This is a genomic window from Micromonospora chalcea (genome assembly GCF_002926165.1).
GTDB classification, from domain to species: Bacteria; Actinomycetota; Actinomycetes; order Mycobacteriales; family Micromonosporaceae; genus Micromonospora; species Micromonospora chalcea.
Map to the genome: position 1 here is coordinate 106,634 of NZ_MAGP01000121.1, position 25,711 is coordinate 132,344.

Here is a 25,711-nt window from a genome sequence, read left to right on the forward strand (position 1 = left end):
CGCACTCACCCTGCCACCTCTTCGCTCTGCCCGCCGGACGGCGCCGGGACCAGGCCGGCGTGCCCACCGGTGGACCCGTGCCCGCCCGTGCCACGCCGGGACGCGGGCAGCTCGGCCACCGGCCGGAACTCGGCCCGGGCGACCCGCTGGACCACCAGTTGCGCGATGCGGTCGCCCCGGCTGATCTTGGCTGGCGTGTCCCGATCGTGGTTGATCAGGTTGACCAGGATCTCACCCCGGTAGCCGGCGTCGACCGTACCGGGCGCGTTGAGCACCGTCACGCCGAGCCTCGCCGCCAGACCGGATCGGGGGTGGACCAGCCCGACGTACCCGTCGGGCAGCGCCACCGCCACGCCGGTGGGCACCAGGGCCCGGCCGCCGGGAGGCAGCTCGACGTCCGCGGCGGCCACCAGGTCCGCGCCGGCGTCACCGGGATGGGCGTACGCCGGCAGCGGCAGCTCCGGGTCGAGCAGTCGCACGGGCACGGGTACGACGTCTGTCACGGTCATCCTCTTCCGTCCGGTCCTGCGGGGGTGCCCTGTCATCCTGCCGGTTGCCGGGCCCGCGACGCGCCGTACCCTCGTCAGTGTGCGTCAGTCGTCATCTCCGGCCGCGCCGCCGGCCACCGCCGCGCCGTACGCGGAGCGCCTCGGTCTGCCCTGGTGGGCCTGGCCGCTCGGGCTGGCCGCGGCCGCGCTGCTCGCGGTCGAACTGTGGATGGGCGCGACCGGCGTCCGCGCCTGGCTGCCGTTCGTGCTGCTGATCCCCGCCGCGGTGGCCGCCCTGTGGTGGCTGGGCCGGATCCGGGTCGAGGTGCGCGACGGCGAGCTGCGGGTGGACGACGCCCACCTCCCGGTGCGGTACGTCGCGGACGTGGTGCCGCTGGACGCGGCCGGCCGGCGCGAGGTGCTCGGCGTCGGCTCCGACCCGCTGGCCTTCGTGGTGCAGCGTCCGTGGATCGACGGCGCCGTGCAGGTGGTGCTGGACGACCCGGAGGACCCGACCCCGTTCTGGGTGGTCAGCACCCGGCACCCGGTCCAGCTGGCGGCCGCCGTCCTGGCCGCCCGCGACGCGGCCTGATCCGACGCCGCCCCGAGGCGGCCTGACCCGGCGCCGCCCACGAACGGCCGGTCCGCCGCCGGTCAGGACGGCTTGTCCGGCAGTGCCCGGGCGGTCCGCCGCAGGTCCTTGCGCAGTTGCTCGCCGAGCGCGCGGGTGGCCCGGCGGTTGAGGTAGCCGGCCACGGCGGCGCCGGTCAGGAACGGCCCGAGCGTGGTGAGGTTGCGCCCGAATCGGCGCATCAGACTGTCCCGCAGCTCGCGGCGGGCGGCGGTGCCGAGCACCGCGCTCACTCCGACGCCCGGCATCATCGGGTTGACCCCGCGCTGGGTGGCCCAGGACTGCACCAGCGACACCGCGCGGCCCGTGCCGCCGGCCGGCAGCGGCACCCGGTGGACCTCGTGCAGCTCGCCGATGAGTTTCAGCTCGATCGCCACCACCGCGACCGTCTCGGCGGCCAGCAGGACGGGGGCGGAGAGCAGCGTGGGCGTCACCGCCCACTCGACGGCTGCCACTCCGCCGCCGGCCGCGCCGACCCCGGCGGTGGCCCGGGACGCGTTGCGGACCAGCCGGTCGGCGAGCGCGTCGTCGTCCAGGCCGGGGAAGTGCCGCCGCAGCGTGGCGAGGTCGCGGATCGGCACGTGCGGGGCGATCTCGGCGACCGTGTCGGTCATCCAGCGCACCGCCGCCCTCGGCTTGAACAGGTCGGTGATCCCCCGGGCGCGGGCCTGCCCGACCAGCCGGGTCAGCAGTTGCCGCCGGCGGGCCGGGGCGATGTCGTCGGCGGTCAGGGCGGCGACCGTCGCGCCGAGTTCCCCGGCGTCCGCGCCCGGCTCACCGGACGTCGAACCGGAGCCGGTAGTGGCCGCCGTCGCGGCGAGTTCGGTGGAGGCCGGCGGCACGGTGGAGCCGCCAGGTGCGGGCACGGCGGAGCCGGTCGGTGTCGCATCCGGCCCGGTCGGTGCCGGTCTCGCCGCTGGAGCCGGGGTCCGGTCGGCGCCGGTCCCCTCGCTGCGCTCGCTCACCCGTCCGCCCTCCTTGCTCCGCGCGGCGTGGCAGCCGCCCGTAACGAGTCAAGCAGCAACCGGCCACCGGCGCACGGCGGCGGCTCGAACAGCGGCGGCCCCGTCGAGGAGGCCGCCGCCGGTGTCCCCGGTCGGGATCAGACGCACTCGCGGCAGATCAGGTCGCCGTTGCGCTCGACCGCCAGCTGGCTGCGGTGGTGGACCAGGAAGCAGCGGGCGCACCGGAACTCGTCCTGCTGCATCGGAAGGACCTTGACCGTGAGCTCCTCGTCGGCCAGGTCGGCGCCGGGCAGCTCGAAGCTCTCGGCCACCTCGGCCTCGTCGACGTCCACGGCGCCCGACTGTGAGTCGACCCGCCGGGCCTTGAGCTCTTCGAGGCTGTCCTCGCCGAGGTCGACCTCGTCGCGACGCGGGGCGTCGTAGTCGGTGGCCATCGGTTTCACTCTCCAATATCGATATTGTCGCTGCCGGTTGTAACGCCGGACGACGCCGTTTCGGTTCCCCTGACCGGCCACCATCTCTGTCGGGCACCCGACCCGACGAGCGGTGGGCCGGGCTCGCCGGTGCGAAATGCCCCCGGTGAGCGCGGAACCTTACCCCCCCTGTGGGCGAGGCATGTATACCGCCCTCGCGGGGGAGATGTACGCCTCGGCGCCCGAAGTTGTTCCCAATGTGACTCAGGCGACACGAAGATAGGGGTAGTCCTACCGGTTCACCGCGTGGCGCGCCGGTATGTCGGACTGTTTCCACGCCTGAGCCGGACAACGGTTAACCTCAGCGGCGTACTGGACGGCCGACCGGTCGCGGCCCGACCGCGTCGCCCGCCACCACCCAATCACTGTCCGGGGAGCGCCCAGGATGAGTTTTGCGCGAGTGCGGGCACTCGTTGTCGTCGGACTGCTGGCGGTCGTCGCCCTGGTCGTCGTGGTCGTCGCCGTGTTGAAGGACAGTCAGGGCACAGCCGGTACGGCGGCCGCCTGCCCGGACGGCTGGCCGCTGGTCGACCTGCGGCTGCGGGAGCAGAAGGACGTCAAGATCAACGTCTACAACGCCACCGACGAGGCCGGCCGGGCCGGCAGCGTCGCGGACGACTTCCGCAACCGCAAGTTCCAGGTCAAGAAGGTCGGCAACGAGAAGAAGGCGTTCGACGGCGTGGCCGAGTTGCGGTTCGGTCCCAACGCCGTGGGGTCGGCGCACCTGCTGCGCGCGTACTTCCTGAACGAGGCGAGCCAGAAGTTCGACGCGAACCGCAAGGACGACGTGGTCGACGTGGTCCTGGGCAACCAGTTCCAGCAGCTCGCCACCACCACCGAGGTCAACCAGTCGCTCGGCGACCTGGGCGCCCCGCAGGCGCCGCCGGAGACCTGCCCGAAGCCGGTCGAGAAGTAGGCGGCCGGCGGCCCGACGACGCAGGGCGGTCCTCCTCCGGGAGGGCCGCCCTGTCGCGTGTGCGGGTCAGGTCACCGCCCGCCGGAGGCGTCCAGGTCGACCAGCCGGGCGTGCAGCGGCCCGTGCAGCGCCGGCGGCGCGGCGAGCACCAGGTCCGGTCCGGCCGGGCGGCCGGACAGGCCGGTCACCAGCAGCCCGGCCTCCCGGGCGACCAGCCCGCCGGCGGCCAGGTCCCAGTCGGCCAGGCCCTTCTCGTAGTACGCATCCACCCGCCCCTCGGCGGCCAGGCAGAGGTCGAGCGCGGCGGCGCCCATCCGGCGGATGTCCCGGATGTGCGGGATCAGCTCCGTCACCACCCGCGCCTGGTGGGCCCGGCGGCCGGCGTCGTAGCCGAAGCCGGTGGCCACGAGCGCCTGGCCGAGATCGGTCGCGGTCGAGCCGCTCAGCCGCTGCCCGTCGCGCCAGGCGCCGCCGCCGAGCGTCGCGGTCCACTCCTCGCCGGTGACGACGTTGCGGACCACCCCGGCGACCACCTCGCCGGCCACCTCAGCGGCCAGCGAGACCGCGCAGTAGGGCAGCCCGTACAGGTAGTTGACGGTGCCGTCGATCGGGTCGAGGATCCAGCGCACCCCGTCGGCGCCGGCGGGGCCGGTCTCCCCCGCGCCGTACTCCTCGCCCAGCACCGCGTCGCCCGGCCGCCGCTGCCGCAGCGCGGCCAGCACCTGCCGCTCCACCGCCCGGTCGGCGGCGGTGACCACGTCGGTCACCGTGCTCTTCGTCGCGGCCACCGAGACACCCTCGACCCGCATCCGGTACGCGGTGGCGGCGGCCTCCCGGGCCACCTCGACCGCGATCGTGAGCAACTCCCGCGCCGTAGGCGTCGCGGTGATCATGTTTGTCCCCTTCCCGCACGATCGGGACCGGCCCACCCGTGCGCGGGTATCATCCTTACAAAGTCCACATCTGCGCCGATTCGGCGGTCCCGGACCGCCGGTCCGCCGTGCGGCGCGGGATGATCGCGGCAGACGGCGTTACAATTCACCCTGCCCACGCGCCACGGACCGCCAGCGACCGGACGGCCCGGGACACGGGGGTCCTCAACGACTCGCCCGGCACGGCCGTCCCATGCTGCGCCGGACGACCCGGCCGTGCTCGCTCTTTTCGCCTCCGGAAGGTCTTCGTGACAGATCCCCGCCAGACCGGCGCCGACGTTCGCTCGCTCACCGACACCCTGATCGCCCACGCGCAGAGCGCCGGCGGTCAGCTCACGTCGGCCCAGCTCGCGCGCACCGTCGAGTCCGCTGAGGTGACCCCGGCCCAGGCCAAGAAGATCCTCCGCGCGCTCTCCGAGGCGGGCGTGACGGTGGTGGTGGACGGCTCGGCGAGCACCCGCCGCCGCGTCGCCGCCGCCCGGTCCGCCACCCCGGCCTCCCGCGCGACCACCGCCAAGACCACGAAGAAGGCCGCCGCGCCCGCCCCGAAGCAGGCGCCGGCCGCCGAGGAGGCGCCCGCCGCCCCGGCCCCCCGGAAGGCGACCGCGCGCAAGGCCACCACGGCCGACGTCGCCAAGGCCGCCGCCCCGGCGAAGGCCACCAAGGCGACCCGCGCCACCAAGGCCACGGTGGCCGCCAAGACCGCCGCGGCGAAGCCGGGGAAGGCCGGCGGCAAGGCGGAGGGCCCCGAGGGCGAGATCGACCCGGAGGAGCTGGCCGCCGAGATCGAGGACGTGGTGGTCGAGGAGCCGGCCGAGCTGACCCAGGCCGCCGAGGCCGACGCGGCCAGCTCCGCCACCGACAACGACTTCGAGTGGGACGACGAGGAGTCCGAGGCGCTCAAGCAGGCGCGCCGGGACGCCGAGCTGACCGCCTCCGCCGACTCCGTGCGGGCGTACCTCAAGCAGATCGGCAAGGTTCCGCTGCTCAACGCCGAGCAGGAGGTCGAGCTGGCCAAGCGGATCGAGGCCGGCCTCTACGCCGCCGAGCGGCTGCGCGCCGCCGACGAGGGCGAGGAGAAGCTGGTCCGCGACCTGCAGCGCGACCTGATGTGGATCTCCCGGGACGGCGAGCGCGCCAAGAACCACCTGCTGGAGGCCAACCTCCGCCTGGTGGTCTCGCTGGCCAAGCGCTACACCGGGCGCGGCATGGCCTTCCTCGACCTCATCCAGGAAGGCAACCTCGGCCTCATCCGCGCCGTCGAGAAGTTCGACTACACCAAGGGCTACAAGTTCTCCACCTACGCCACCTGGTGGATCCGCCAGGCCATCACCCGCGCCATGGCCGACCAGGCCCGCACCATCCGCATCCCGGTGCACATGGTCGAGGTGATCAACAAGCTCGGCCGGATCCAGCGCGAGCTGCTCCAGGACCTGGGCCGCGAGCCCACCCCGGAGGAGCTGGCCAAGGAGATGGACATCACACCGGAGAAGGTGCTGGAGATCCAGCAGTACGCCCGGGAGCCCATCTCGCTCGACCAGACCATCGGTGACGAGGGTGACAGCCAGCTCGGCGACTTCATCGAGGACTCCGAGGCGGTCGTCGCCGTCGACGCGGTGTCGTTCTCGCTGCTGCAGGACCAGCTCCAGCAGGTCCTCCAGACGCTGTCCGAGCGTGAGGCGGGCGTGGTGCGCCTGCGCTTCGGCCTCACCGACGGTCAGCCGCGCACCCTGGACGAGATCGGCCAGGTGTACGGCGTGACCCGGGAACGCATCCGGCAGATCGAATCGAAGACCATGTCCAAGTTGCGGCACCCCTCGCGTTCCCAGGTGCTCCGCGACTACCTGGACTGACCGCGTACGTCAACAATTCGTGCCGGTTTGATCACCAGCCGTAGAACACTCATCAGTGATCGATCGGTTGCCTGTTTGTGATCGTTGACGTGGCACCCTTGGTGCACGGCACACTGTCCCCCACGCCATGTGTGACCTCGGTCCCCCGCGGGCACACAGGGAAGGCAGGGCCCGAGATGGGTGTTGCACGATAGGTGAGCAACCGAAGAGAGTGTTCATCGGTGACGACCAGAGGAGGAAGGCGATGACCCCGACCCTCACGCCGCCGCCCGAGACGGTGAGCCCCCCGGCCGCCGATGAACGGTGCGACCGCTGCAATGCTGCCGGCAAGCTCCGGATCACTCTGGCGGGTGGGAGTGAGCTGGTGTTCTGTGGGCACCACGCGAACAAGTACGCGGAGGATCTCGTGAAGATCACCGTGCGCTACGCGTCGGACCCGGAGTTCAGCTGGCGTGGCGCCGATCTCATGGCGAACTGAGGTCCGACAGGAAATCCACATCACGACATAACCGGCCGGAGGCACCCACACGGGTCGCCTCCGGCCGGTTTTTCGTGCCGGTGCCGCCTGCGCCGCCCGGTGTTAAGAAGGGGCCCCTGCTCTACCGGAGGCGTTAAAAGGGGGCCCTTCCTTACAGGGTCTGCACGGTGGCGATGCGCTCTTCGAGCTGCTCGATCGTCGCCTGCGCGCTGGGTGGGCCGCCGCAGATCCGGCGCAGCTCGGCGTGGATCTTGCCGTGCGGCTGGCCGGTGTGGTGGTGCCGGGCGGCCACCAGAGCGTTCAGCTGCCGCCGTAGCGCCACCCGGCGCTGGGCGGCACTCATCGGTGGGGGCGCCGCCGCCGGGGCCGCAGCGGCCGGCTCAGCGGTCCGCTGGGCGGCCCGGCGCTTCTGCGCGGCGAGCTGCTCGGCCTGCCGCTTGGTCAGCAGCAGCGAGACCTGGTCGGCGGTGAGCAGACCGGGCAGGCCGAGATATTCCTCCTCCTCCGGCGTACCGGCCTGGGCGGCGGTGCCGAACGACGCGCCGTCGAAGATGACCTGGTCCAGCTCGGCGGTCGCGGAGAGCGCGGCGAAGCGCTTCTCCAGCTCGCCACTGGCGCCGTCGTCGCGCTGGGCGCGCTCCAGCAGGTCGTCGTCGAAGCCCTCGCGGTCCTTCGGCTTGCCGAGCACGTGGTCCCGCTCGGCCTCCATCTCGCTGGCCAGTCCCAGCAGGTGCGGCACGCTGGGCAGGAACACCGACGCGGTCTCGCCGGGACGGCGGGCCCGGACGAACCGGCCGATCGCCTGCGCGAAGTACAGCGGGGTGCTGGCACTCGTCGCGTACACGCCGACCGCGAGCCGGGGGATGTCGACGCCCTCGGACACCATCCGCACCGCGACCAGCCACCGTTGCTGCGAGGCGGCGAACGTCGCGATCCGCGCGGACGCGCCCTGGTCGTCGGAGAGCACCACGGCGGCCTTCTCACCGGTCACCTGCTCGAGCAGCTTCGCGTACGCGCGGGCCACCTGCTGGTCGCTGGCGATGACCAGGCCACCCGCGTCGGGCATGCCGTTGTCGCGCAGCACGCTGAGCCGGGCGTCGGCGGCGCGCAGCACCTGCGGCATCCAGTCGCCGGCCGGGTCCAGCGCGGTACGCCACGCCTGGGCGATCAGGTCCTGCGTCATCGGCTCGCCGAGGCGGGCCGCCAGTTCCTCACCGGCGTTGGTGCGCCACCGGGTCTCCCCCGAGTACGCCAGGAACAGCACCGGCCGGACCACGCCCTCGCGCAGCGCGTCGGAGTAGCCGTAGACCGAGTCGGCGCGGGAGCGCAGCAGCCCGTCGCCGCCGCGCTCGTAGCTGACGAACGGGATCGGATTGTCGTCGGAGCGGAACGGCGTGCCGGTGAGCATCAGCCGGCGTACCGCGGGCTCGAAGGCCGCCTTGACGCCGTCGCCCCAGGTACGCGAGTCGCCGGCATGGTGGATCTCGTCGAGGATGACCAGCGTGCGTCGGGTCATGGTGCGCCGCCGGTGCACCTGCGGCGCCATGCCCACCTGCGCGTACGTGACCACCGCGCCGTGGAAGTCGGCGGCGGAGTGCAGGTCGGCGTTGCGGAACGCGGCGTCGAGCTGGATGCCGACCCGGGCGGCGGCCTGCGCCCACTGGGTCTTCAGGTGCTCGGTCGGCGCGACCACGGTGACCGCCTCGACGGTGCCGTCGGCGAGCAGCTCGGCGGCGATCCGCAGGGCGAACGTGGTCTTACCGGCGCCGGGCGTGGCGACCGCTGTGAAGTCCTCGGTCCGGCGGCGCAGGTATTCCACGAGCGCCTTGCGTTGCCAGGCGCGCAGGGGCGGGAACGTGTCGAGCGCCGGCATCCGCGGTGGCACGCGTAGCTCCTCTCCGCCGCGGACGGCGGCGGGCCCGACCGGGGCCACGGGAGCCGCCGCCCATGAAAACGCCCTCGCGCATCCGGTGCCGCGAAGGCGGACTCAGCATAACCAGCGCGGGCCGTACGCCCCACTCGACGCCACGCCTGTCACATCCGCCCACCCCGGCGTACGGCGGGTCAGGACAGTGGTCCCCCGGTGCCGGTGCGCGGCGGGCGCAGCGTCGCCACCGGCGCGGACCAGCGTCGGCGCAGCGCGATCAGGCGCAGCCCGAACACCAGCAGGACGGCGGCGGTGAGCGGTACGGCGGTCGCCTGTCCGCACGCCGACAGCAGTGCCACCGTTACCGCTCCGGCGAGCGCGGCGAGGGCGTAGATCTCCCGGCGCAGCACCACCGGGATCTCGCCGGTGAGCAGGTCGCGGCCCAGCCCGCCACCGATCGCGGTGAGCATGCCGATCATGCAGGCGCCGACCGGCGGCACGGCGGCGTCGAGGGCCTTGAGCGTGCCGATGACGGTGAACAGGCCGAGGCCGGCGGCGTCGAGCACCAGCACCGTGGTGCGCAGCCGGGCGAGCTGCGGGTGCAGCCAGAACACGGCGGCGGCGGTGGGGGAGGCGGTGGCGGCGTACCGCCAGTCGGCGAACGCCAGCGGGGGAACCTCGTCGATCGCCAGGTCGCGGAAGATGCCGCCGCCGAGCGCGGCGACCACGCCGACGAAGACGACCCCGAACAGGTCGAGCCGTTTCGCCACGGCCGCGGAGGCGCCGGAGGCGGCGAAGACCGCCACGCCGGTGAGGTCGGCGAGGAGCAGGGCGGTGGAGGTGGTCACCGCCGCAGGTTACGTGCGCGGGCCGCGACGCCGCCCCGCATCACTCGCGGTACGAGTCGTAGATCTCCTTGCACTTCGGGCACACCGGCGAGCCGGGCTTGGCCGCCTTGGTGACCGGGAACGTCTCGCCGCAGAGCGCGACCACGAAGGTGCCCATGACGGCACTCTCAGCGATCTTCTCCTTACGGACGTAGTGGAACATCTCCGGACCAGTGTCCGCGTCCTTCAGCTCGGGACGCTCGAGAACCTCTGTGCTCACGACTCCACCTCCGGCGTTCCAGTTTTCCAGGTCGGTCCGTCCTGGTCCACCTGGGCCCCGGGCGGGAGCGGGCCGTACGGTAGCCGACGTGACCAACTTTCACATCAGTCTCGGTAGTGAGGTGGCCGACGCCCTGCGCGACGGCCGCCCGGTCGTGGCGTTGGAGAGCACGATCGTCTCGCACGGGCTGCCCCGGCCGGACAACCTGCGCGTGGCGCGCGAGATCGAGCAGGCGGTACGGGACGCGGGCGCGGTGCCGGCCACCATCGGCATGGTCGCCGGCGAGTTGCGGGTGGGGCTGGACGACGCCCAGCTCACCCGCCTCGCCACCGTCGACGGCGTGAGCAAGCTCTCGGTCCGCGACCTGGCCCCGGCGGCGGCCACCGGCGCGGACGGCGCCACCACCGTCGCGGCCACCAGCGCGGTCGCGGCGGCGGCCGGGATCGGCGTGTTCGCCACCGGCGGGCTCGGCGGCGTGCACCGGGAGGCGGCGCAGACGTTCGACGAGTCGGCGGACCTGGTCACGCTGGCCCGGACCCCGATCGCTGTGGTCTGCGCCGGGGTGAAGTCGATCCTCGACGTGGGCGCCACGCTGGAGCGGCTGGAGACGCTCGGGGTGGGCGTGGTCGGCTACCGCACCCGCCGCTTCCCCGGCTTCTACCTCACCGACGCCGGCTTCGACCTGGACTGGTCGGTCGAGTCGCCGGAGCAGGTGGCGGACGTGCTGGCCGCCCGCGCGGCGCACGGCGTGCACCACGGCGGCCTGGTGGTGGCCAACCCGCTGCCCGCCGACGAGCAGCTCGACCCGGCGCTGCACGACCGGACGCTCGCCGAAGGGCTGGCCGCGCTGGCCCGCGAGGGGATCACCGGCAAGGCGGTCACCCCGTTCCTGCTGTCGCACTTCCACTCGGCGACCGAGGGCGCCAGCCTGGCGGTGAACGTCCGGATCATCCTGCGCAACGCCGACCTCGCGGCCCGGATCGCGGTCGCCGCGGCGACCCGTCGCGCCCCATGAGCGCCACGCCGCGCATCGTCGTCGTCGTCGGCGACGTGATCACCGACGTGCTCGCGGTGCTGTCCGGGCCGCTCGCGACCGGCTCGGACACCGCGGCCGGGATCCGGTTCAGCGGCGGCGGGCAGGCGGCGAACACCGCGGCCTGGCTCGCCGGGCAGGGCGCGGCGGTGACGCTGGTCGCCGCCGTCGGCGACGACGAGACCGGCCGTGAGCGGGTGGCCGAGCTGACCCGGATCGGTGTGGACTGCGCGGTGGAGCGGCACGAGGGCTACCCGACCGGCACCGTCATCGTGCTCGCCCACGACGGGGAGCGCACGATGATCAGTCAGCGGGGCGCGAACCTGCGGCTGACCGCCGCGCACGTGGACGCGGCGCTGGCCGCCGCGCCCGACGCCGGGCATCTGCACCTGTCCGCGTACACCTTGCTTGACGTCGGGTCGCGCGGCGCCGGCCTGCGCGCGCTGGCCACCGCCCGCGAGCGCGGGCTGACTGTCAGCGTCGACGCGGCGTCCGCGGCGCCGCTGCGGCGCGTCGGCGGGGCGTTCCTGACCTGGGTACGCGACGTCGACCTGCTGCTGGTCAACACGGACGAGGCGACGGTGCTGGCCGGCGGGCTGGACCCGGCGGCGCAGGCGCGGGCGCTGACCGCGGTGGCGCACCGGGTGGTGGTCAAGCGCGGCGCGGCGGGCGCGGTGTGGGTGGAGCGCGGCGGTGTGGTGGAGTTCGCGCCGGCACCCGGGGTGGACGTGGTGGACGTGACCGGAGCCGGGGACGCGTTCGCGGCCGGGCTGCTCACCGCGTGGCTGGCCGGGGCCGACCCGCGTGCCGCGCTGGCCCGCGCCGGTGACCTGGGCGCGCTCGCCGTGACGACGGTGGGCGCCCGCCCGGCGCCCTGACGGCGGTGGCCGGTCCGGGCGGGTGCTCCGCCCGGGCCGGTCAGGGCTCGGCGTCGATGATCTTGTGCGGGTTCTCCTCGGCGGTGAGGGCGGTGGGTGCGGGCTCCTCGCGGCGCCGGTTCTGGAACCGGTTCGCCAGCCGGTGCTCCTCCTTGGGCGGCCGGTCGTTGGCGAGCAGCACGGCGAGCCAGGGCACGAGCACCATGCCGAGCGCGCACAGCGGCAGCCAGAGCCAGAGCAGCGGTGCCTTCGCGCCGACCAGGATCGCGCCCGCCACCAGACACGCGACCCGGATGGCCATCATCAGCACGTAACGCTTCTGCCGGCTGTTGAGCTGGTCGTCCTGGCTGCGCGGGGCGTCGGTGATCAGGATCGGCTGGTACGCCTGACGCTTCACCACGGACCTCCTACGAGGGGATACGGCCCATCCTGTCACTCCGGACGGATGATCGGCGAAATTCGTGACGACCGGTCGCGTGTTACGTGGGTGGTACGCTTCGATCCGTGGCCAACCGGTTCAGCTTCACCGACGAGGCGCTGGCGAACCTGCGGGTCTACGACGTCACACCCGGGGAAGTCTGGGAGGCCCTGCACAGCAGGCACCGGGTCATCCGGCACCTCGGTGACGACGTGATGGTGGTCTACGCCACCGAGCACCGCGGCCGGCGACTCGCCGTGCTGCTGGCCGAGGCCGACGGCACCGACAACGACTGGGACATCCTCTCCGCCCGCGAACTGAGCGACGTCGAGGCCAAGCGCTACGACGAGGCGGTGCGGAACTCACGCCGACGAGGAGGCGGTCACGATGCACCGTGACGAGGCGACCAAGCGGTTCCACGCCGGGGGCGACACGTTCGCCGACCTGATCGACGACACGTCACCGGCCCAACTGCCCACCCCCGACACCGACGTGCCGATGGTCAGCCGGTCGGTCCGGCTGCCGCTGGAGACGTACGAGCGGGTCCGCGCCGCCGCCGACGCGCGCGGCATCGGCGTGACCACGCTGATGCGGCAGTGGATCGAGGCCGGCCTGGCCGACCTGGACGACTCGGCCACCGTCTCGCTGGCCGACGTACGCCGCGCGCTGGCCTCGCTGTCCCGCCCGACCGCCGCCTGACAACTCACGCCTCGGGGCCACCCTCGCCGAGCGCCTCCCGCCCGATCGGCGAGGCGGAGGACTCCGGCGGCCGGTGCCAGGCCCGGCGGGCGTCGGCGAACGCGACGAGCGCCAGCAGGACGGCCACCGCGCCGAGCGCGAACATCGCCGGCACGGCCACCAGCGCGGGCAGGAGCAGCACCAGGGCCAGCAGCCCGGCCAGCCGGGGGCGGGACACCCGGCCGAAGATCTCGTACTCGAACCGGGAGCGGGCGGCCAGGAACAGCGCCGGACCGCCCACCACGAAGACCAGCCAGTCGGGCCGGGCCGTGTCGTACGGGTGGGCGATGACCAACTCGTAGCCGACCGCCGCGCCGATCACCCCGAGCACCATGAACAGGTGGGTCTGCGCCGCCGACTCGGCCAGCCGTCCCGGCGTGCCGGCCGTCCGCAGCGCCTGCGCGAGCAGGTGACCGGCCCGGTAGAAGTAGATCCGCCAGAGCAACGCCGTGATCACGAACGAGATCGCGAACGCCACCGCGGCGTCGCCGGAGAACTCCTTCCCGCTGTAGGTCACGCCGATCACCAGGATCGACTCGCCGAGCGCGATGAGGAAGATCTGCTGGTAGCGCTCGGCGAGGTGCTCCCCGGCGACGAGCCACTGCCGGACCCGCGAGGCCCCGAGCCGGGGCAGCGGCCAGCCCAGGAGCGTGCCGAGATGGTCCACCGCCAGCGCGACGACCCACAGCGCCAGGCGCGGACCGGGCATCAGCGCGCCGGCGAGCCAGAGCGGGGCGCTGAATCCCGCCCAGGCGGCCAGCCGCAACGGGACCATGCGGCGCGGATGCCCCCGCAGCGCCACCGCGATCAGCAGCGGCCGGCCGACCATCACCGCGACGTACGCGAGCGCGAACGGCAGCGCCCGTTCCTCCAGCGCCCGGGGCAGCGTCACCCCCAGCACCAGGCTGCCGAACATGGTGCCGACCACCACGACCTGGATGACCGTGCGCTCCGGCTCGTACCGGCTGGTCACCCAGGTGGTGAGGGTCCAGACCTGCCAGAGCACCAGGAACAGCAGCAGGGTCTTGCCCACGTCGGCGGCCACGAGCCCGGCCGAGCCGTCGAGCCCGTCGATCAGGCGCTGCGAGACCCGGGTCAGCGCGAACACGAAGACCAGGTCGAAGAAGAGCTCCAGGAAGGTGGCCCGGCCGGGGCTGGACGCGGTACGCAGCAGCGCCCCGCCCCGCTGCTCGGTCATCGTCCGCCCCCGTCCCCCGTCCTGGCAACAAACGACAGGGGCGGCGGGCCGGTTGCGGCGGCGGGCGGCGGATCAGCCCTTCGCGGCCTTCGCCTCCGCCTTCATCCGCTGCTTGAACTCGCGTACCCGGCGCAGCGACTCCGGATCGGTCACGTCCGCCACCGACCGGTGGGCGTCCGCGTCGCCGTAGTCACCGGCCGCCTCGCGCCAGCCGTCCGGAGTGACTCCGAACCGCTTCCCGAGCAGCGCGACGAAGATCTGCGCCTTCTGCCGGCCGAACCCGGGCAGCTCGCCGACCCGGCCCAGCAGCTCCCGCCCGTCGGCCACGTCCGACCAGAGCCGGGCCGGGTCGCCGTCGTAGCGCTCGACGAGCATCCGGCACACCTCCTGCACGCGGGCCGCCATCGCCTTCGGGAAGCGGTGCAGCGCCGGCGGCCGGGCGAACAGCTCCACCAGCGCCTCCGGGTCGTACCCGGCCAGTTCCGCGGCGTCCGGCTCGTGGCCGAGCCGCTGCGCCAGCACGTACGGGGAGGAGAACGCCTTCTCCATCGGCACCTGCTGGTCCAGCACCATGCCGAGGAGCAGGGCCAGCGGGCTGCGCGCCAGCAGTTCGTTGGCCTGCGGGTCGATGGGCAGGGAGAGCGTCATGGCGAACATGCTGTCACCCCGCACCGGCCGACGACGGGGACACGCGTACGGCACACAGGAGGAATACTTACGGATCCAGTACGGGAACGGGGGAACGGCCGGTGCCGTCCATGGCCGATGAGTTGCTCGCCGCCTACGACACTCAGTTGCGGGCCTGGACACCGCCGGCCCTCGGCCCACTCGGAGTCGTCTTCGAGCAGGACGGACCCGTCGTGCGGGCGCATTTCGGCACCCACGGCACGGTGGACCACCGTGAACTGCCCGGGGCCGGGCTGGGCGCCCTGATCCGGCGGCAGCAGGAAGCCTTCGCCACACGCGGCGAGCCGGTCGAGTGGAAGGTCCACGCGTACGATCCGCCGCAGCTCGCCGAGCACCTCGTCGCCGCCGGATTCACCCCCGGCTGGGAGCGTCACGTGCTGGTGGCTCCGATCGACTCCCTGCCCTGCGTGCCGATCCCGCTCCCCGTCGGACAGCGCGTCCGGGAGGTCACGTTCGGGGAGCACCCGCTGCTGGCGCGGGTACAGGCGATGGCTGCGGCCTCCGGCCCGCACCGGACGACGCTGGCGCAGTCGGAGGCGGACGGCGACGCCATCGGCTGGTGCCGAAACCTGGCGGTGCGAGAACTCGACGGATGGGCTCTGGCAGCCGGCTGGGCCATCCTCGTCGACGGCACCGAGTTCGTCTCCATCGGCGGCATGACCTTGCCTGAGCCCGCATTCCTGCCCGGTTGGCGGGCCTGGATCGACCTGCGTACCCGGCACCCGGGGGATTCTCGTCCGCCTGATGGCGGCCGATGGCGATACGTCGTCGCGGAGGCCACCGATGATCTCCGGGCGATGCTCCTCGGCGTGGGCTTCCACGATGTGACGACGGTCCGTTCCTACCACTGGTCTCCCCCGAACCCGCCGGCGCGGGAGCGTCCGGTGGTGCTGGTCTTCGACGATCCGCAGGGGGATGAGATCTGGGGGCGCTTCGCCTCCCAGTGGGAGTTCTCGGCCGCGACCCAGGCTCATCCTCGGCTGGTGGAGCCGCCGGAGTCGGTGGCCTGGCACCTCGCCGCGATCGAGGAGGACGAGGCAGGTATCGCGGCACTGGAGTCGATCGTCCAGCGCGGCCTGCGGGCCACCGTTCGCCCCGGCGAGCGCGTGTATGCCCTTCATCCGTTCGTTCAGGGATACCACTTCGACCCGCGACGGACCGGCGGGCCGGGGCAACCGCCTACGCCGCGCTGCGCCTTCCCGGACCGCGGCGACCACCGCCTCTTCACCACAGCCGACCTGCGGCTGGGGACGTTCGGCGACCCGTGGGGCCAGTCGCTCTGCGTCTTCGGCGGTGATCTGCTCGCCGAGGTCGAGGCCGACCTCACCGCCCTGCTCGGAACCGTTCTCCGCCGTGGGGGCCGTCCCGTGGGCAACGTCTGGAGTTTCGGCCCGGACGGGCACAGCATCAGCGGCCCGTGAACGTCTCCCTGGGTTGCCGCCCTGGTCGGCGGCCGTGGGTGCCGACTCTCCGACAGGAGACATCGAGTGCCTGAACAAGCCGCGAGGAGCAGAACGGTTACCCTCGGTGCGTCGCCCCAACGGAGGTTGCCGTGCCGAGTCTGGAGAGGCCCCGCGTCGAGTACCGCACGCCCGAAGATCTGGTCCGGGACGTCACGGCAGGGCTGGTGCGGATTCCCCCCTTTCAGCGCTCCTTCAAGTGGGAGGGATCGGACATCGTCCGGCTCTTCGACAGTCTGCTGCGCGGATTTCCGATCGGGAATCTGCTTCTCTGGCAACGCCCCGCACCCGCCCAGCGGCTCCAGGTGGGGCCGCTCGACATCGAGGCGCCCGAGGTAACCGCAGCCCTCTGGGTGGTGGACGGGCAGCAGCGCATCGTGTCCATCGTCGGCGCGCTGACCATGGCTGACCAAGCTGTCGATCCACGATTTCGCATCCACCTCGATCTCGACACCGGCGAATTTCACACCGCCGGCACCCGCCAACGGCCCCCACGTACCTGGGTGCCCGTCAGCTTCCTGCTCGACACCGCGGTCCTGCTCCGCTGGATGCGCGACAACTCGTGGCTGTCAGAAAGTCAGCTAGCGCTGGCCGACCAGGCCGCCAAAGCGATCCGCGAATACCAGATCCCGACCTACGTCGTGCACTCCGCCGATGAGCACGCGCTGCTCGAGATCTTCACGCGAATGAACACGACCGGCAAACGCCTGACCAAGTCCGAGGTCTTCCAGGCTCTGCATGCCGGCGCCGTCGGCGACGAGTTGAGCAGCCTGCAGGAACTGGGTCGGGTTCCCGCCGTCCTGGGATTCGGCGCGCTTGACGATCGGTTGACCCTCCGCTGCGTCCTCGCGTACCGAGGTGGAGACATCTTCCGGGAAGACTTCCGCCAGGAGTTCGGGCCGCGGGACGACCCGGGCGAGACGCTGCGCGAGGTCGCCGCACGGCTGCGTGAGGCCGTCGAATTCCTCCGTGGTACCTGCGGCATCCCACACATCAGGCTGCTGCCCTACTCCCACGTGCTGCCGATCCTGGTCCGTTTCATCCGCTTGCACGGCGTACCGGCCGGCCGGCCGGCGACTCTGCTTCGACGCTGGGTCTGGCGGAGCGCGGTCGCTGGAACGCGGGCCCGCGCAGTGAGCGTCGCGGACATCCGCAGCCAGGTCGAGGCGGTCGGCACCTCCACCGCGCAAGCTGCGGCAACGAACCTGCTGCGGCAGGTGCAGCAGTTCCCGGATTTCGTCGCGGAACTGGACAAGGTCCACTTCAATCACGCGATGGCGAAGCTCAACACGCTCGGGTTGCTCTCTGCCGAACCTCGCGACCCGTTCCGGGGCGAGATTCTGGACGTCAGCCGCCTGCTCGACCAAGGGAGCCCGTTGAGACCACTCCTGGCCGTCAGTGGACACGCTGGCGGAACGATCGCCAACCGGTTCATCCTGCCGCCCGGGGAACGCCCGTCACCGCAGCTCCTCGCGTCGGCTGAACCGGCCGTCGCCGCCAGCCACCTGATCGACGAGCAAGCGCAGGAACGATTGGCGCGCGAAGACTGGCCGGCCTTCCTCGAGCTACGCGGCAGGTCGTGCGAGCGGACCATCACCGAGCACGTCAACCGCATGGCCGAGTGGGGCGCGCGGGACGGCCGCGCGATGGCTGACATTCTCCGACCGGTCGCCTGACATGGCAGTCGTCACTGCCGAAGTACGGCTGCACGGTAGACAGGTGGGCGAGCTGAGGTTCCGGCAGGGCGGCTCGGAGTTCAGCTACGACGACGATCTCGCCTCGCCCCGGCACCAAGTGCTGGGGCAGGTCTTCGAGGACGATCCGCGGGCGATCCGGCGGGCGAGGGTGGGCCTGCCCGCCTGGTTCGCCAACCTCCTGCCGGAGGGTGCCCTCCGCCGCCAGATCGTCCGGGAACTGGGCGGGGGGAACATCGGCGACTTCACGCTGCTGCTACGTGTGGGCGGCAACCTGCCGGGGGCGGTGACGGTTCACGCCGATGTCGAGCCGGCGGATGACGTGACCTCCAACGCGCTGGATGAAGCGAACCATCCTCTGCGGCATTCCCTGGCAGGCGTGCAGCTCAAGTATTCGATCTCCGCAGACCGCCTGGCTGTTCCCGTGAGCGGGCAGGGTTCCTGGTGGATCGTGAAGCTGCCCGACCAGGGCCTGCGAAATCTTCCCGTCAACGAGTACCTCACGATGAGTTGGCTTCGCGCGGCTGACTTCCCGGTGCCGCCGGTGGACCTGATCCGGGCGGATGCCGTGAAGGGTCTCCCCGACGGAATGATCGATCCCGGTGACCTCGTCTACCTCATCCGGCGGTTCGACCGGTCGACCACCGGGCGTATCCACGTGGAGGACTTCGCCCAGGTTGCGGACATCGGGCCGATGTTCAAGTACAGCGAGTCGGGCGCGAGCTACGACACGTTGGCCGCAGCGATCCTCCAACTCACCGGAGAGGACGGCTACCTCGACTTCATCAGCCGCTTGGTCGCGATGCTGGTGGTCGGAAACACCGACGGGCACCTGAAGAACTGGGCCCTGATCTATCCGGACGGCCGCACGCCACGCCTGGCTCCGGTCTACGACTTCCACTCACTGTCGGTCTATTCCCGTTACCGCTGGTCGCCGTTGGCGCTCAGCCTCGGCGCCGAGACCGTCCCGGCGCTCATCGACCAGGAGCACTTCCACCGACTGGCGGACGGTGCAGGCGGTGATCCGGGCCGCACACTGGAGACGGTCGCCCGGACGGTGGACCGCCTCCGCGAGGCGTGGCACAGCGGCCTGATGAACGAGACTCATGCCCGTTTTCCGGCCCTGGCCGACCACTACTCCCAGCGGCTGACGAGCCTGCCGATCTGTCAGTCCGCTCACTGACGTGACGCGGCCCGGCGGACCCCTGGAGGTCCACCGGGCCGCGGCCCACGGTGTGGTCAGGTCACCCGTGTCGTCAGTTGACGACGAAGAGCAGCCGGTTCGGCGAGCCCGAGCCCGGGCTGGTCACCTTGCCGGTGGTGGCGTTGCTGGTCAGGTAGCTGGCCACCTGAGCCGGGGTGTAGGAGGTGTTGGCGGACAGCACGAGCGCCGCCGCGCCGGCCACGTGCGGGGACGCCATCGAGGTGCCGCTGATCGAGTTGGTGGCGGTGTCGCTGGTCCGCCACGCCGAGGTGATCGACGAACCCGGGGCGAAGATGTCCACGCAGGAGCCGTAGTTGGAGTAGGAGGCACGGGCGTCGGTGCTGGTGGTGGCGCCCACCGTGATCGCCGCGGCGACCCGGGCCGGCGACGAGTTGCAGGCGTTGGCGCTGGAGTTGCCGGCCGCGAGCGCGTACGTGATGCCGGAGTTGATCGAGTTGGCCACCGCGTTGTCCAGCGTGGTGCTGGCGCCGCCGCCGAGGCTCATGTTGGCCACGGCCGGCTTCACCGCGTTCGAGGTGACCCAGTTGACGCCGCTGATCACGCCGGCGGTGGTGCCGCTGCCGGAGCAGTTGAGCACCTTGACGGCCACCAGGCGCACGCCCTTGGCCACGCCGTACGTGGTGCCGCCGACGGTGCCGGCGACGTGGGTGCCGTGGCCGTTGCAGTCGGTGTTGTTGGTGTCGACCGTGTTGGTGCCCCAGGTGGCCCGGCCGCCGAAGTCGCTGTGCGTGGTGCGGATGCCCGTGTCGATGATGTAGGCGCGCACGTTGCTGGCGGTGTTCGGGTAGGTGAAGGTGCTGTTCAGCGGCAGGTTGCGCTGGTCGATCCGGTCCAGGCCCCAGGTGGCCCCGGTCTGGGTGCCCTGGGTGGTCATGACGCGGTCCTGCTCGACGTACGCGACCGCCGGGTCTGCGGCGAGCCGGCGCGCCTGGGCGGCGGTCATCTTCGCGCTGTAGCCGGTGAGAGCGGAGCTCCACACCGTGCCGACGTTGCCGCCGTAGCGCTTGGCCAGGCCGGCGGCCCGGTCCGGGACGGCGGTACGGGCGGCGAGGGTGTTCGCGGTGCCGACCGCGTCGCCCTTGAGCACGACCACGTAGCTGCCGCTGACGGCGTCGGCGGCACCGGCGTACCGGATCTCCCCGGTGGGTGCGGCGAGAGCGGGCGTGGAGGCGGCGGCGGCGAAGGCCGCGGCGGCGGCCGTGACGGCGAGCGCACGCAGCGCGCGGCGCCGGGGAAGGGACACGTCGGGCATCGTCTGGCTCCCTACCGGGGCAGCCCGGTTTGTGGCCGGATCACCCCATCGACGGATGTTGGCAGGAATGCTAACCAGAGATCGACAAACATGAAAGAGATAGTTGCCGATAGATACGGTCCACGTTATGGATCGGCGGGTGCGCGCCACGCCGGACGGCGCCCGAGGCAGGATGAGCACGTGGACCGTCACGACATGCTGCTCTCCCCCGCCGGGGTCGACGCGCTGCGCACCGCGCTGACACTCGCCCGCTTCACCGCCAACGGGATCGCCGACCGCCTGGGCCCGCAGGGCACCGGCGGCGTGGCCCGCAACGACTACCGGGCCGCGCTGCGCGCCACCGAGGACCGGGACCGGCTGGCCACGCTGATCCGCGTCTTCATCTGCGACCAGACCGAGCCGGAGGCGGCGGTCGCCGACGCGCTGGCCCCGCTGGCGCTGGACGAGGCGCTGGCCGGGGGCATCGTCGAGCGGCACGGCGACGGCCTTCGCGCCGCTGTCGACCTGGAGCCGTACGGCGACGACTGGTGGGTGCTCGCCGACGTGCCCGCCAGCGCCCGGCCCGGCCGTCCGCTGCACGCCGAGCACGTGCTGGGCCTCGGCGGCGCGACCCAGACGCTGATCTCGGCGGCCGTACGCCCGGTCGTGGACACCGCGCTCGACCTCGGCACCGGCTCCGGCGTACAGGCGCTGCACCTGGGCACCCACGCCCGCCGGGTCACCGCCACCGACGTCTCCGAGCGGGCGCTGCGCTTCGCCGCCACCACCGCCGCGCTCAACGGACAGGACTGGGAACTGCTGCGCGGGGACATGGTCGCCCCGGTGGCCGGACGCCGCTTCGACCTGGTGGTCAGCAACCCGCCGTTCGTGGTCGGGCCGGGCACAACCACGCACGTCTACCGGGACTCCGGGCGGGTCGGCGACGCGATCGGCGCGGAACTGGCCGCCGCCGCGCCGGACCTGCTCACCGAGGGCGGCACCATGCAGTACCTGGCGAACTGGGTGCACGTCACCGGTGAGGACTGGGCCGAGCGGGTCACCGGCTGGTTCGCCGGCACCGGCCTGGACGCCTGGGTCATCCAGCGCGAGGTGGCCGACCCGATGGCGTACGTGAACCTCTGGCTGACCGACGTCGGCGAGAGCGCCGACCCGCAGCGGATGGCGGCCTGGCTGGACTGGTTCGACGCGCACAAGGTGGAGGCGATCGGTTTCGGCATCGTCTCGCTGCGCCGCTCCGGCCACGCCCGGCCGGTCGTCCGGGTGGAGGACCTGCGCCAGCGGGTCGAGCCGCCGCTGGGCGACCGGATCGGCGAGTGGTTCACCAGGCAGGACTGGCTGCGCGCCCGGGACACCGAGGGCCTGCTCGCCGCCCGCTACCGCGCCGCCGACGGGCTCCAGCTCCGGCAGGAGGCCACCATGGGCGACGACGGCTGGGCGGTGGACCGGCAGGTCCTGGCCATGCCGCGCGGGCTGCGCTGGTCGGAGGAGATCGACCCGCTGGTGCTCGCCCTGGTCGGCGGCGCGGACGGCCGGCTGCCGCTGCGCGACCAGCTCTCGCTGCTGGCCGCCGCGCACGACGTGGCGCCGGACGAGCTGGCCGAGGCGGCCGGGCCGATCGTGGCGCACCTGGTCGAGCGCGGCATCATCGAGCCGGTGACCGACTGATGCGGGCGGTGGTGCAGACGGTCGGCCGGGCCCGGGTGACAGTCGACGACGAGGTGACCGGTGAGATCACCGACGGGCTGCTGGTGCTGCTCGGCGTCACCCACACCGACACCCCGCAGGTGGCCGCCACGATGGCCCGCAAGCTGCACGAGCTGCGCATCCTCGACGACGAACGCAGCGCCGCCGACGTCGGCGCGCCGCTGCTGGTGGTCAGCCAGTTCACGCTCTACGGCGACGCGCGCAAGGGCCGGCGGCCGAGCTGGACCGCCGCCGCTCCCGCCGAGGTGGCCGAACCCCTGGTGGACGCGGTGGTCGAACAGCTGCGCGCCCGGGGCGCGAAGGTGGAGACCGGCCGCTTCCGCGCCCACATGCTGGTGGAGAGCGTCAACGTCGGTCCCCGGACCCTCGTGCTCGATCTCTAGAAGAACAGCCCACGGCGGGACAGCGACTGCCGCAGCCAGCCGTCGAGCTGGGCGGCCCAGTCGGTCTGCTCCGCCGTGGCGTGGTCCACCGTGAACCGGCCGAAGGCGTCGCGGCCCTCGGTGAACAGGCCGCCCCGCTTGTCCAGCTCCAGCACCACGTGCACCTGCTGCGGATCGGTGACGAAGGTGACCTCGAGCTGGTTCATCGCGCCCGCGTACTGCGGCGCCGGGTAGAACTCGATCTCCTGGTAGAAGGGCAACTGCTGGCGTACGCCGTAGATGTGCCCACGCTCGACGTCGGCGCGCGCGAAGCGGAAGCCCAGCCGCAGCAGCGCCTCCAGCAGCCGCTCGTGGGCGGGCAGCGGGTGCACCGACACGGCGTCCATGTCGCCCTTGTCCACCGCCCGGGCCACCTCCAGCTCGGTACGCAGACCCATCGTCATGCCGTGCAGGTGCTGGCCGTACAGGTCGGTGAGCGGGGTCTCCCAGGGCACCTGGTAGCGGAACGGCACGTCGTAGCGCTGCCCCGGCTCCAGCCGGAACGCGCCGGTCATCTGGGCGCGGCCGAACTCCTGGTTGACGTCGTACTCCGAATCGGAACTCTCCACCTCGACCCGGGTGACCAGACCGAGCGCGACGTAGCTCACGTCCACCGGGTGGTCGCCGCCGACCACCTGGATCCGGCCCTCCAGAACGCCGCCCGGGCGACAGTTCGGGTTGGCCAGGACCGTCTCCACCGACGGTCCGCCCACACCCATCGCCTGCATGAGCCGCTTGAAGACCACCACGTTCTCCGATCATCAGTGCCGGGCCGGCCCCGACGGCCGGTCGGTGGCACGGTAACCGCGCCGGACAAGGGAATGCCGGATTCCCACGTGGATTCCTGTCGGGTCCCCGATCGCCTCACTCCCGTCTCACGCCCCGACCGCCAAGCTGTTTGTCATCGGCCACCACCGCGTGGGCGGCACGGGACCGGTAGGCACGTCGGACACGGGGAGAACAGAGATGACCCAGCAGATGATCGAGCACCAGGACATGGACGTCACCCTCACGGACCTCGACGCCACCGACGAGCGCGGCGTCTCCACCGACCTGGTCCGGGCGTACCTGAACGGCATCGGCCGCACCAAGCTGCTCACCGCGGCGCAGGAGGTCGAGCTGAGCAAGCGGATCGAGGCCGGCCTCTTCGCCGAGGAGAAGCTGGCCACCTGCACCCCCGTCTCCGCCGAGCTGCGCGCGGACCTGGCGCTGATCGCGGCCGAGGGCCGCGCCGCCAAGGACCACCTGCTGGAGGCGAACCTGCGGCTGGTGGTGAGCATCGCCAAGCGCTACACCGGTCGCGGCATGGCCTTCCTCGACCTCATCCAGGAAGGCAACCTCGGCCTCATCCGCGCCGTCGAGAAGTTCGACTACACCAAGGGCTACAAGTTCTCCACCTACGCCACCTGGTGGATCCGCCAGGCCATCACCCGCGCCATGGCCGACCAGGCCCGCACCATCCGCATCCCCGTGCACATGGTCGAGCAGGTCAACCGGATGGTCCGGGTACGCCGTGAGCTGTCCGTGTCGCTGGGTCGCGAGCCCACCGTGAGCGAGGTGGCCGTGGCGCTGGAGATCCCCGAGTTCCAGGTGATCGAGCTGATCTCCTACGACCGGGAGCCGGTCAGCCTGGACCAGGCCGTCGGCGAGGACGGCGAGAGCGCGCTCGGCGACTTCGTCGCCGCCGTCGACCCGCGTACCGAGCCCGGTGACGCCGCCACCAACGGCGAGCTGCGCAACGCGGTCCGGATCGTGCTGGCCACGCTGTCCCAGCGGGAGCAGGCGGTGATCCGGCTGCGCTTCGGCCTGGACGACGGCCGGCAGCGCACGCTGGACGAGGTGGGCCGCGAGTTCGGGCTGTCCCGGGAGCGGATCCGGCAGATCGAGAAGGTGACGCTGCTGAAGCTGCGCGACCCGGAGCGGGCGAACCGGCTGGAGGCGTACGCCTGCTGAGCCACCCCTACCCCGACAGGCCCCGGCGGTTCGCCGGGGCCTGTCGCGCTTGACCGGGGCACTCCCAGCGTATAGAACCGAATGGTTACACAACCAGGAGGTTATAAACGTGCCCCCGGATCTGCTCGACGCCACCTTCGCCGCGCTCGCCGACCCCACCCGGCGGGCCATCCTCGCCCGGCTGGCCGCCGGGGAGGCCACAGTCACCGAGCTGGCCGAGCCGTTCGCGATGAGCCAGCCGGCCGTCTCCAAGCACCTCAAGGTGCTCGAACGCGCCGGCCTGGTCACCCGGGGCCGGGACGCGCAGCGCCGCCCCTGCCGGCTCGACGCCCGGCCGCTGCGGGAGGCCGTGGCGTGGCTGGCGAACTACCGGGACTACTGGGCGGAGAGCTACGCGCGCCTGGACGAGGTGCTCGCCGAACTGACCGCCGAGGAGCAGCGGTGACCGACCTGACCGTGACCCTGCACGGCGACCGGGAGATCCGCCTCAGCCGCGACTTCGCCGCTCCCCGGCATCTGGTGTTCGCCGCCTTCACCCGCCCCGAACTGCTGATGCGCTGGTGGGGCGCACGCGGCTGGCATCTCGTCGAATGCGAGGTGGACCTGCGGGTGGGCGGACGCTGGCGGTTCGTCTCCCGCGGGCCGGACGGCGACCTGATGGCCCAGGGCGGCACGTACCGGGAGATCGACCCGCCGGCGCGGCTGGTCTGCACCGAACTCTTCGACGACCAGTCCTACCCGGGCGAGACGCTGGTGCGGCACGACTTCACCGGCTCGGCGGACCGGACGACAGTCGTCACCCACCTGCGCTACGCCACCCCGCAGGGCCGCGACACCGTCCTGCGCTACCCGATGATCCGCGGCCTGAGCGAGGCGTTCGACCGGCTCACCGCCGTGCTGCACACCGACTCGACAACAGGAGCGACAACATGAACTGGACGCTGGAAGTGGTGGTCGTACCGGTCTCCGACCTGGACCGGGCCAAGGAGTTCTACGCGCAACGGCTCGGCTTCGCCGTCGACCACGACACCGATCTCGGCGGGATGGGGCGGATCGTGCAACTCACTCCCCCGGGCTCCGGCTGCTCGATCGTCCTCGGCCGGGGCGTCGTACCGGAGATGCCGCCGGGCTCACTCAAGGGCCTGCAACTCGTCGTGGCCGACCTGGAACGGGCGCGCGCCGAACTGGTCGAGCGGGGCGTCGAGGTGAGCGAGATCCAGGTGATGGGCCAGAACCCGCACCCGGTGCCGCACCCGCTGGACAACGTCGGCTTCGTCTTCTTCCGCGACCCCGACGGCAACGGGTGGTCGGTGCAGCAGATCTCCGCCCGCGGCTGAGG

The 25,711-nt window shown here is 72.3% G+C and carries 29 protein-coding genes; 17 read left to right on the forward strand and 12 right to left on the reverse strand.

Features of this window, described 5'->3' with window-relative positions; all coding sequences use genetic code 11:
* Positions 1–5: 5 nt before the first annotated feature.
* Entirely contained in the window at positions 6–503 is a 498-nt protein-coding gene (dut, locus tag BAW75_RS18845; protein ID WP_208635274.1) for a dUTP diphosphatase, read from the reverse strand.
* Positions 504–588: 85 nt separating this feature from the next.
* Between dut and BAW75_RS18850 the strand changes: the two genes are divergently transcribed.
* On the forward strand, positions 589–1,080 hold the full coding sequence (locus BAW75_RS18850; RefSeq protein ID WP_064447141.1) for a DUF3093 domain-containing protein: 492 nt from the start codon (positions 589–591) through the stop codon (positions 1,078–1,080).
* Positions 1,081–1,142: 62 nt separating this feature from the next.
* On the opposite strand, the gene BAW75_RS18855 is transcribed toward BAW75_RS18850, so the two are convergent.
* Positions 1,143–2,084, reverse strand: coding sequence for a hypothetical protein (locus BAW75_RS18855; protein WP_374111472.1), 942 nt, complete (start codon positions 2,082–2,084; stop codon positions 1,143–1,145).
* Between the two features lie 137 nt (positions 2,085–2,221).
* Complete coding sequence (locus tag BAW75_RS18860) at positions 2,222–2,518, reverse strand: DUF4193 domain-containing protein (RefSeq protein ID WP_013284790.1); 297 nt, start codon at positions 2,516–2,518, stop codon at positions 2,222–2,224.
* Positions 2,519–2,957: 439 nt separating this feature from the next.
* Between BAW75_RS18860 and BAW75_RS18865 the strand changes: the two genes are divergently transcribed.
* Positions 2,958–3,473: a LytR C-terminal domain-containing protein gene (locus BAW75_RS18865; RefSeq protein WP_181373764.1), complete on the forward strand. Its 516-nt coding sequence runs from the start codon at positions 2,958–2,960 to the stop codon at positions 3,471–3,473.
* 71 nt (positions 3,474–3,544) lie between these two features.
* Here the strand turns inward: BAW75_RS18865 and BAW75_RS18870 are convergent, their stop codons facing one another.
* Positions 3,545–4,366: an inositol monophosphatase family protein gene (locus tag BAW75_RS18870; protein WP_104114405.1), complete on the reverse strand. Its 822-nt coding sequence runs from the start codon at positions 4,364–4,366 to the stop codon at positions 3,545–3,547.
* A 287-nt stretch (positions 4,367–4,653) separates the two neighbouring features.
* Between BAW75_RS18870 and BAW75_RS18875 the strand changes: the two genes are divergently transcribed.
* Together BAW75_RS18875 and BAW75_RS18880 are read left to right on the forward strand one after the other, a co-directional pair.
* The gene (locus BAW75_RS18875; RefSeq protein WP_043325685.1) at positions 4,654–6,258 is read left to right on the forward strand and encodes an RNA polymerase sigma factor; all 1,605 of its coding nucleotides are present in this window, start codon (positions 4,654–4,656) and stop codon (positions 6,256–6,258) included.
* Between the two features lie 244 nt (positions 6,259–6,502).
* Positions 6,503–6,736: a DUF7455 domain-containing protein gene (locus BAW75_RS18880; protein ID WP_013284786.1), complete on the forward strand. Its 234-nt coding sequence runs from the start codon at positions 6,503–6,505 to the stop codon at positions 6,734–6,736.
* A gap of 151 nt (positions 6,737–6,887) precedes the next feature.
* Here the strand turns inward: BAW75_RS18880 and BAW75_RS18885 are convergent, their stop codons facing one another.
* The 3 genes from BAW75_RS18885 to BAW75_RS18895 all read right to left on the reverse strand — a co-directional run bounded on the left by BAW75_RS18885 (position 6,888) and on the right by BAW75_RS18895 (position 9,710).
* A complete protein-coding gene (locus BAW75_RS18885; protein ID WP_043325686.1) occupies positions 6,888–8,609 on the reverse strand; it encodes a DEAD/DEAH box helicase in 1,722 nt (573 codons plus the stop codon).
* 191 nt (positions 8,610–8,800) lie between these two features.
* The gene (locus BAW75_RS18890) at positions 8,801–9,451 is read right to left on the reverse strand and encodes a trimeric intracellular cation channel family protein (protein WP_104114406.1); all 651 of its coding nucleotides are present in this window, start codon (positions 9,449–9,451) and stop codon (positions 8,801–8,803) included.
* A 40-nt stretch (positions 9,452–9,491) separates the two neighbouring features.
* The gene (locus BAW75_RS18895) at positions 9,492–9,710 is read right to left on the reverse strand and encodes a DUF3039 domain-containing protein (protein ID WP_007456912.1); all 219 of its coding nucleotides are present in this window, start codon (positions 9,708–9,710) and stop codon (positions 9,492–9,494) included.
* 88 nt (positions 9,711–9,798) lie between these two features.
* Between BAW75_RS18895 and BAW75_RS18900 the strand changes: the two genes are divergently transcribed.
* Both BAW75_RS18900 and BAW75_RS18905 read left to right on the forward strand, forming a co-directional pair.
* On the forward strand, positions 9,799–10,725 hold the full coding sequence (locus tag BAW75_RS18900) for a pseudouridine-5'-phosphate glycosidase (protein ID WP_043325690.1): 927 nt from the start codon (positions 9,799–9,801) through the stop codon (positions 10,723–10,725).
* Positions 10,722–11,621 carry a carbohydrate kinase family protein gene (locus BAW75_RS18905; RefSeq protein ID WP_104114407.1) on the forward strand — a complete coding sequence of 300 codons (900 nt, stop codon included), beginning with the start codon at positions 10,722–10,724 and terminating at the stop codon, positions 11,619–11,621. Before BAW75_RS18900 ends, BAW75_RS18905 begins: the two co-directional genes overlap by 4 nt.
* Positions 11,622–11,661: 40 nt before the next feature.
* On the opposite strand, the gene BAW75_RS18910 is transcribed toward BAW75_RS18905, so the two are convergent.
* Complete coding sequence (locus tag BAW75_RS18910; RefSeq protein ID WP_013284780.1) at positions 11,662–12,018, reverse strand: DUF3099 domain-containing protein; 357 nt, start codon at positions 12,016–12,018, stop codon at positions 11,662–11,664.
* A gap of 107 nt (positions 12,019–12,125) precedes the next feature.
* Here BAW75_RS18910 and BAW75_RS18915 point away from each other — a divergent pair, with 107 nt between their 5' ends.
* Positions 12,126–12,437 carry a hypothetical protein gene (locus tag BAW75_RS18915; protein WP_043325691.1) on the forward strand — a complete coding sequence of 104 codons (312 nt, stop codon included), beginning with the start codon at positions 12,126–12,128 and terminating at the stop codon, positions 12,435–12,437.
* Positions 12,427–12,738 carry a hypothetical protein gene (locus BAW75_RS18920; RefSeq protein WP_030502972.1) on the forward strand — a complete coding sequence of 104 codons (312 nt, stop codon included), beginning with the start codon at positions 12,427–12,429 and terminating at the stop codon, positions 12,736–12,738. The genes BAW75_RS18915 and BAW75_RS18920 overlap by 11 nt, the downstream gene beginning before the upstream one ends.
* Before the next feature lie 4 nt (positions 12,739–12,742).
* Here BAW75_RS18920 and BAW75_RS18925 read toward each other — a convergent pair whose 3' ends face one another.
* Both BAW75_RS18925 and BAW75_RS18930 read right to left on the reverse strand, forming a co-directional pair.
* Positions 12,743–13,975 (reverse strand): low temperature requirement protein A, encoded by a 1,233-nt coding sequence (locus BAW75_RS18925; protein WP_104114408.1) that lies wholly within the window; start codon positions 13,973–13,975, stop codon positions 12,743–12,745.
* A gap of 72 nt (positions 13,976–14,047) precedes the next feature.
* Positions 14,048–14,632, reverse strand: a complete 585-nt coding sequence (locus tag BAW75_RS18930) for an HhH-GPD-type base excision DNA repair protein (protein ID WP_104114409.1) — start codon at positions 14,630–14,632, stop codon at positions 14,048–14,050.
* Between the two features lie 101 nt (positions 14,633–14,733).
* Here BAW75_RS18930 and BAW75_RS18935 point away from each other — a divergent pair, with 101 nt between their 5' ends.
* From BAW75_RS18935 to BAW75_RS18945, 3 genes are all read left to right on the forward strand, one after another.
* Positions 14,734–16,083: a DUF2716 domain-containing protein gene (locus tag BAW75_RS18935; protein WP_146074857.1), complete on the forward strand. Its 1,350-nt coding sequence runs from the start codon at positions 14,734–14,736 to the stop codon at positions 16,081–16,083.
* Positions 16,084–16,214: 131 nt separating this feature from the next.
* Entirely contained in the window at positions 16,215–17,798 is a 1,584-nt protein-coding gene (locus BAW75_RS18940) for a DUF262 domain-containing protein (protein WP_104114411.1), read from the forward strand.
* A 1-nt stretch (position 17,799) separates the two neighbouring features.
* A complete protein-coding gene (locus BAW75_RS18945) occupies positions 17,800–18,999 on the forward strand; it encodes a type II toxin-antitoxin system HipA family toxin (RefSeq protein ID WP_104114412.1) in 1,200 nt (399 codons plus the stop codon).
* Between the two features lie 73 nt (positions 19,000–19,072).
* Here the strand turns inward: BAW75_RS18945 and BAW75_RS18950 are convergent, their stop codons facing one another.
* Positions 19,073–20,293, reverse strand: coding sequence for a S8 family peptidase (locus tag BAW75_RS18950; RefSeq protein WP_104114413.1), 1,221 nt, complete (start codon positions 20,291–20,293; stop codon positions 19,073–19,075).
* A 180-nt stretch (positions 20,294–20,473) separates the two neighbouring features.
* On the opposite strand from BAW75_RS18950, the gene BAW75_RS18955 reads away from it, so the two are divergent.
* Entirely contained in the window at positions 20,474–21,958 is a 1,485-nt protein-coding gene (locus tag BAW75_RS18955; RefSeq protein ID WP_167435588.1) for a DUF7782 domain-containing protein, read from the forward strand.
* Entirely contained in the window at positions 21,958–22,380 is a 423-nt protein-coding gene (gene dtd, locus BAW75_RS18960) for a D-aminoacyl-tRNA deacylase (RefSeq protein WP_069089362.1), read from the forward strand. Before BAW75_RS18955 ends, dtd begins: the two co-directional genes overlap by 1 nt.
* Here the strand turns inward: dtd and BAW75_RS18965 are convergent.
* On the reverse strand, positions 22,377–23,165 hold the full coding sequence (locus BAW75_RS18965) for a sporulation protein (protein WP_043330535.1): 789 nt from the start codon (positions 23,163–23,165) through the stop codon (positions 22,377–22,379). The two genes, dtd and BAW75_RS18965, sit on opposite strands and share 4 nt — an antisense overlap.
* 220 nt (positions 23,166–23,385) lie before the next feature.
* Here BAW75_RS18965 and sigB point away from each other — a divergent pair, with 220 nt between their 5' ends.
* The 4 genes from sigB to BAW75_RS18985 all read left to right on the forward strand — a co-directional run bounded on the left by sigB (position 23,386) and on the right by BAW75_RS18985 (position 25,709).
* Positions 23,386–24,372, forward strand: coding sequence for an RNA polymerase sigma factor SigB (gene sigB, locus BAW75_RS18970; protein ID WP_104114414.1), 987 nt, complete (start codon positions 23,386–23,388; stop codon positions 24,370–24,372).
* Positions 24,373–24,481: 109 nt separating this feature from the next.
* Positions 24,482–24,817: an ArsR/SmtB family transcription factor gene (locus BAW75_RS18975; protein WP_043330536.1), complete on the forward strand. Its 336-nt coding sequence runs from the start codon at positions 24,482–24,484 to the stop codon at positions 24,815–24,817.
* Positions 24,814–25,305: an SRPBCC family protein gene (locus BAW75_RS18980; RefSeq protein ID WP_051611190.1), complete on the forward strand. Its 492-nt coding sequence runs from the start codon at positions 24,814–24,816 to the stop codon at positions 25,303–25,305. Before BAW75_RS18975 ends, BAW75_RS18980 begins: the two co-directional genes overlap by 4 nt.
* Entirely contained in the window at positions 25,302–25,709 is a 408-nt protein-coding gene (locus tag BAW75_RS18985; protein WP_043325703.1) for a VOC family protein, read from the forward strand. The genes BAW75_RS18980 and BAW75_RS18985 overlap by 4 nt, the downstream gene beginning before the upstream one ends.
* The last annotated feature ends 2 nt before the right edge of the window (positions 25,710–25,711 follow it).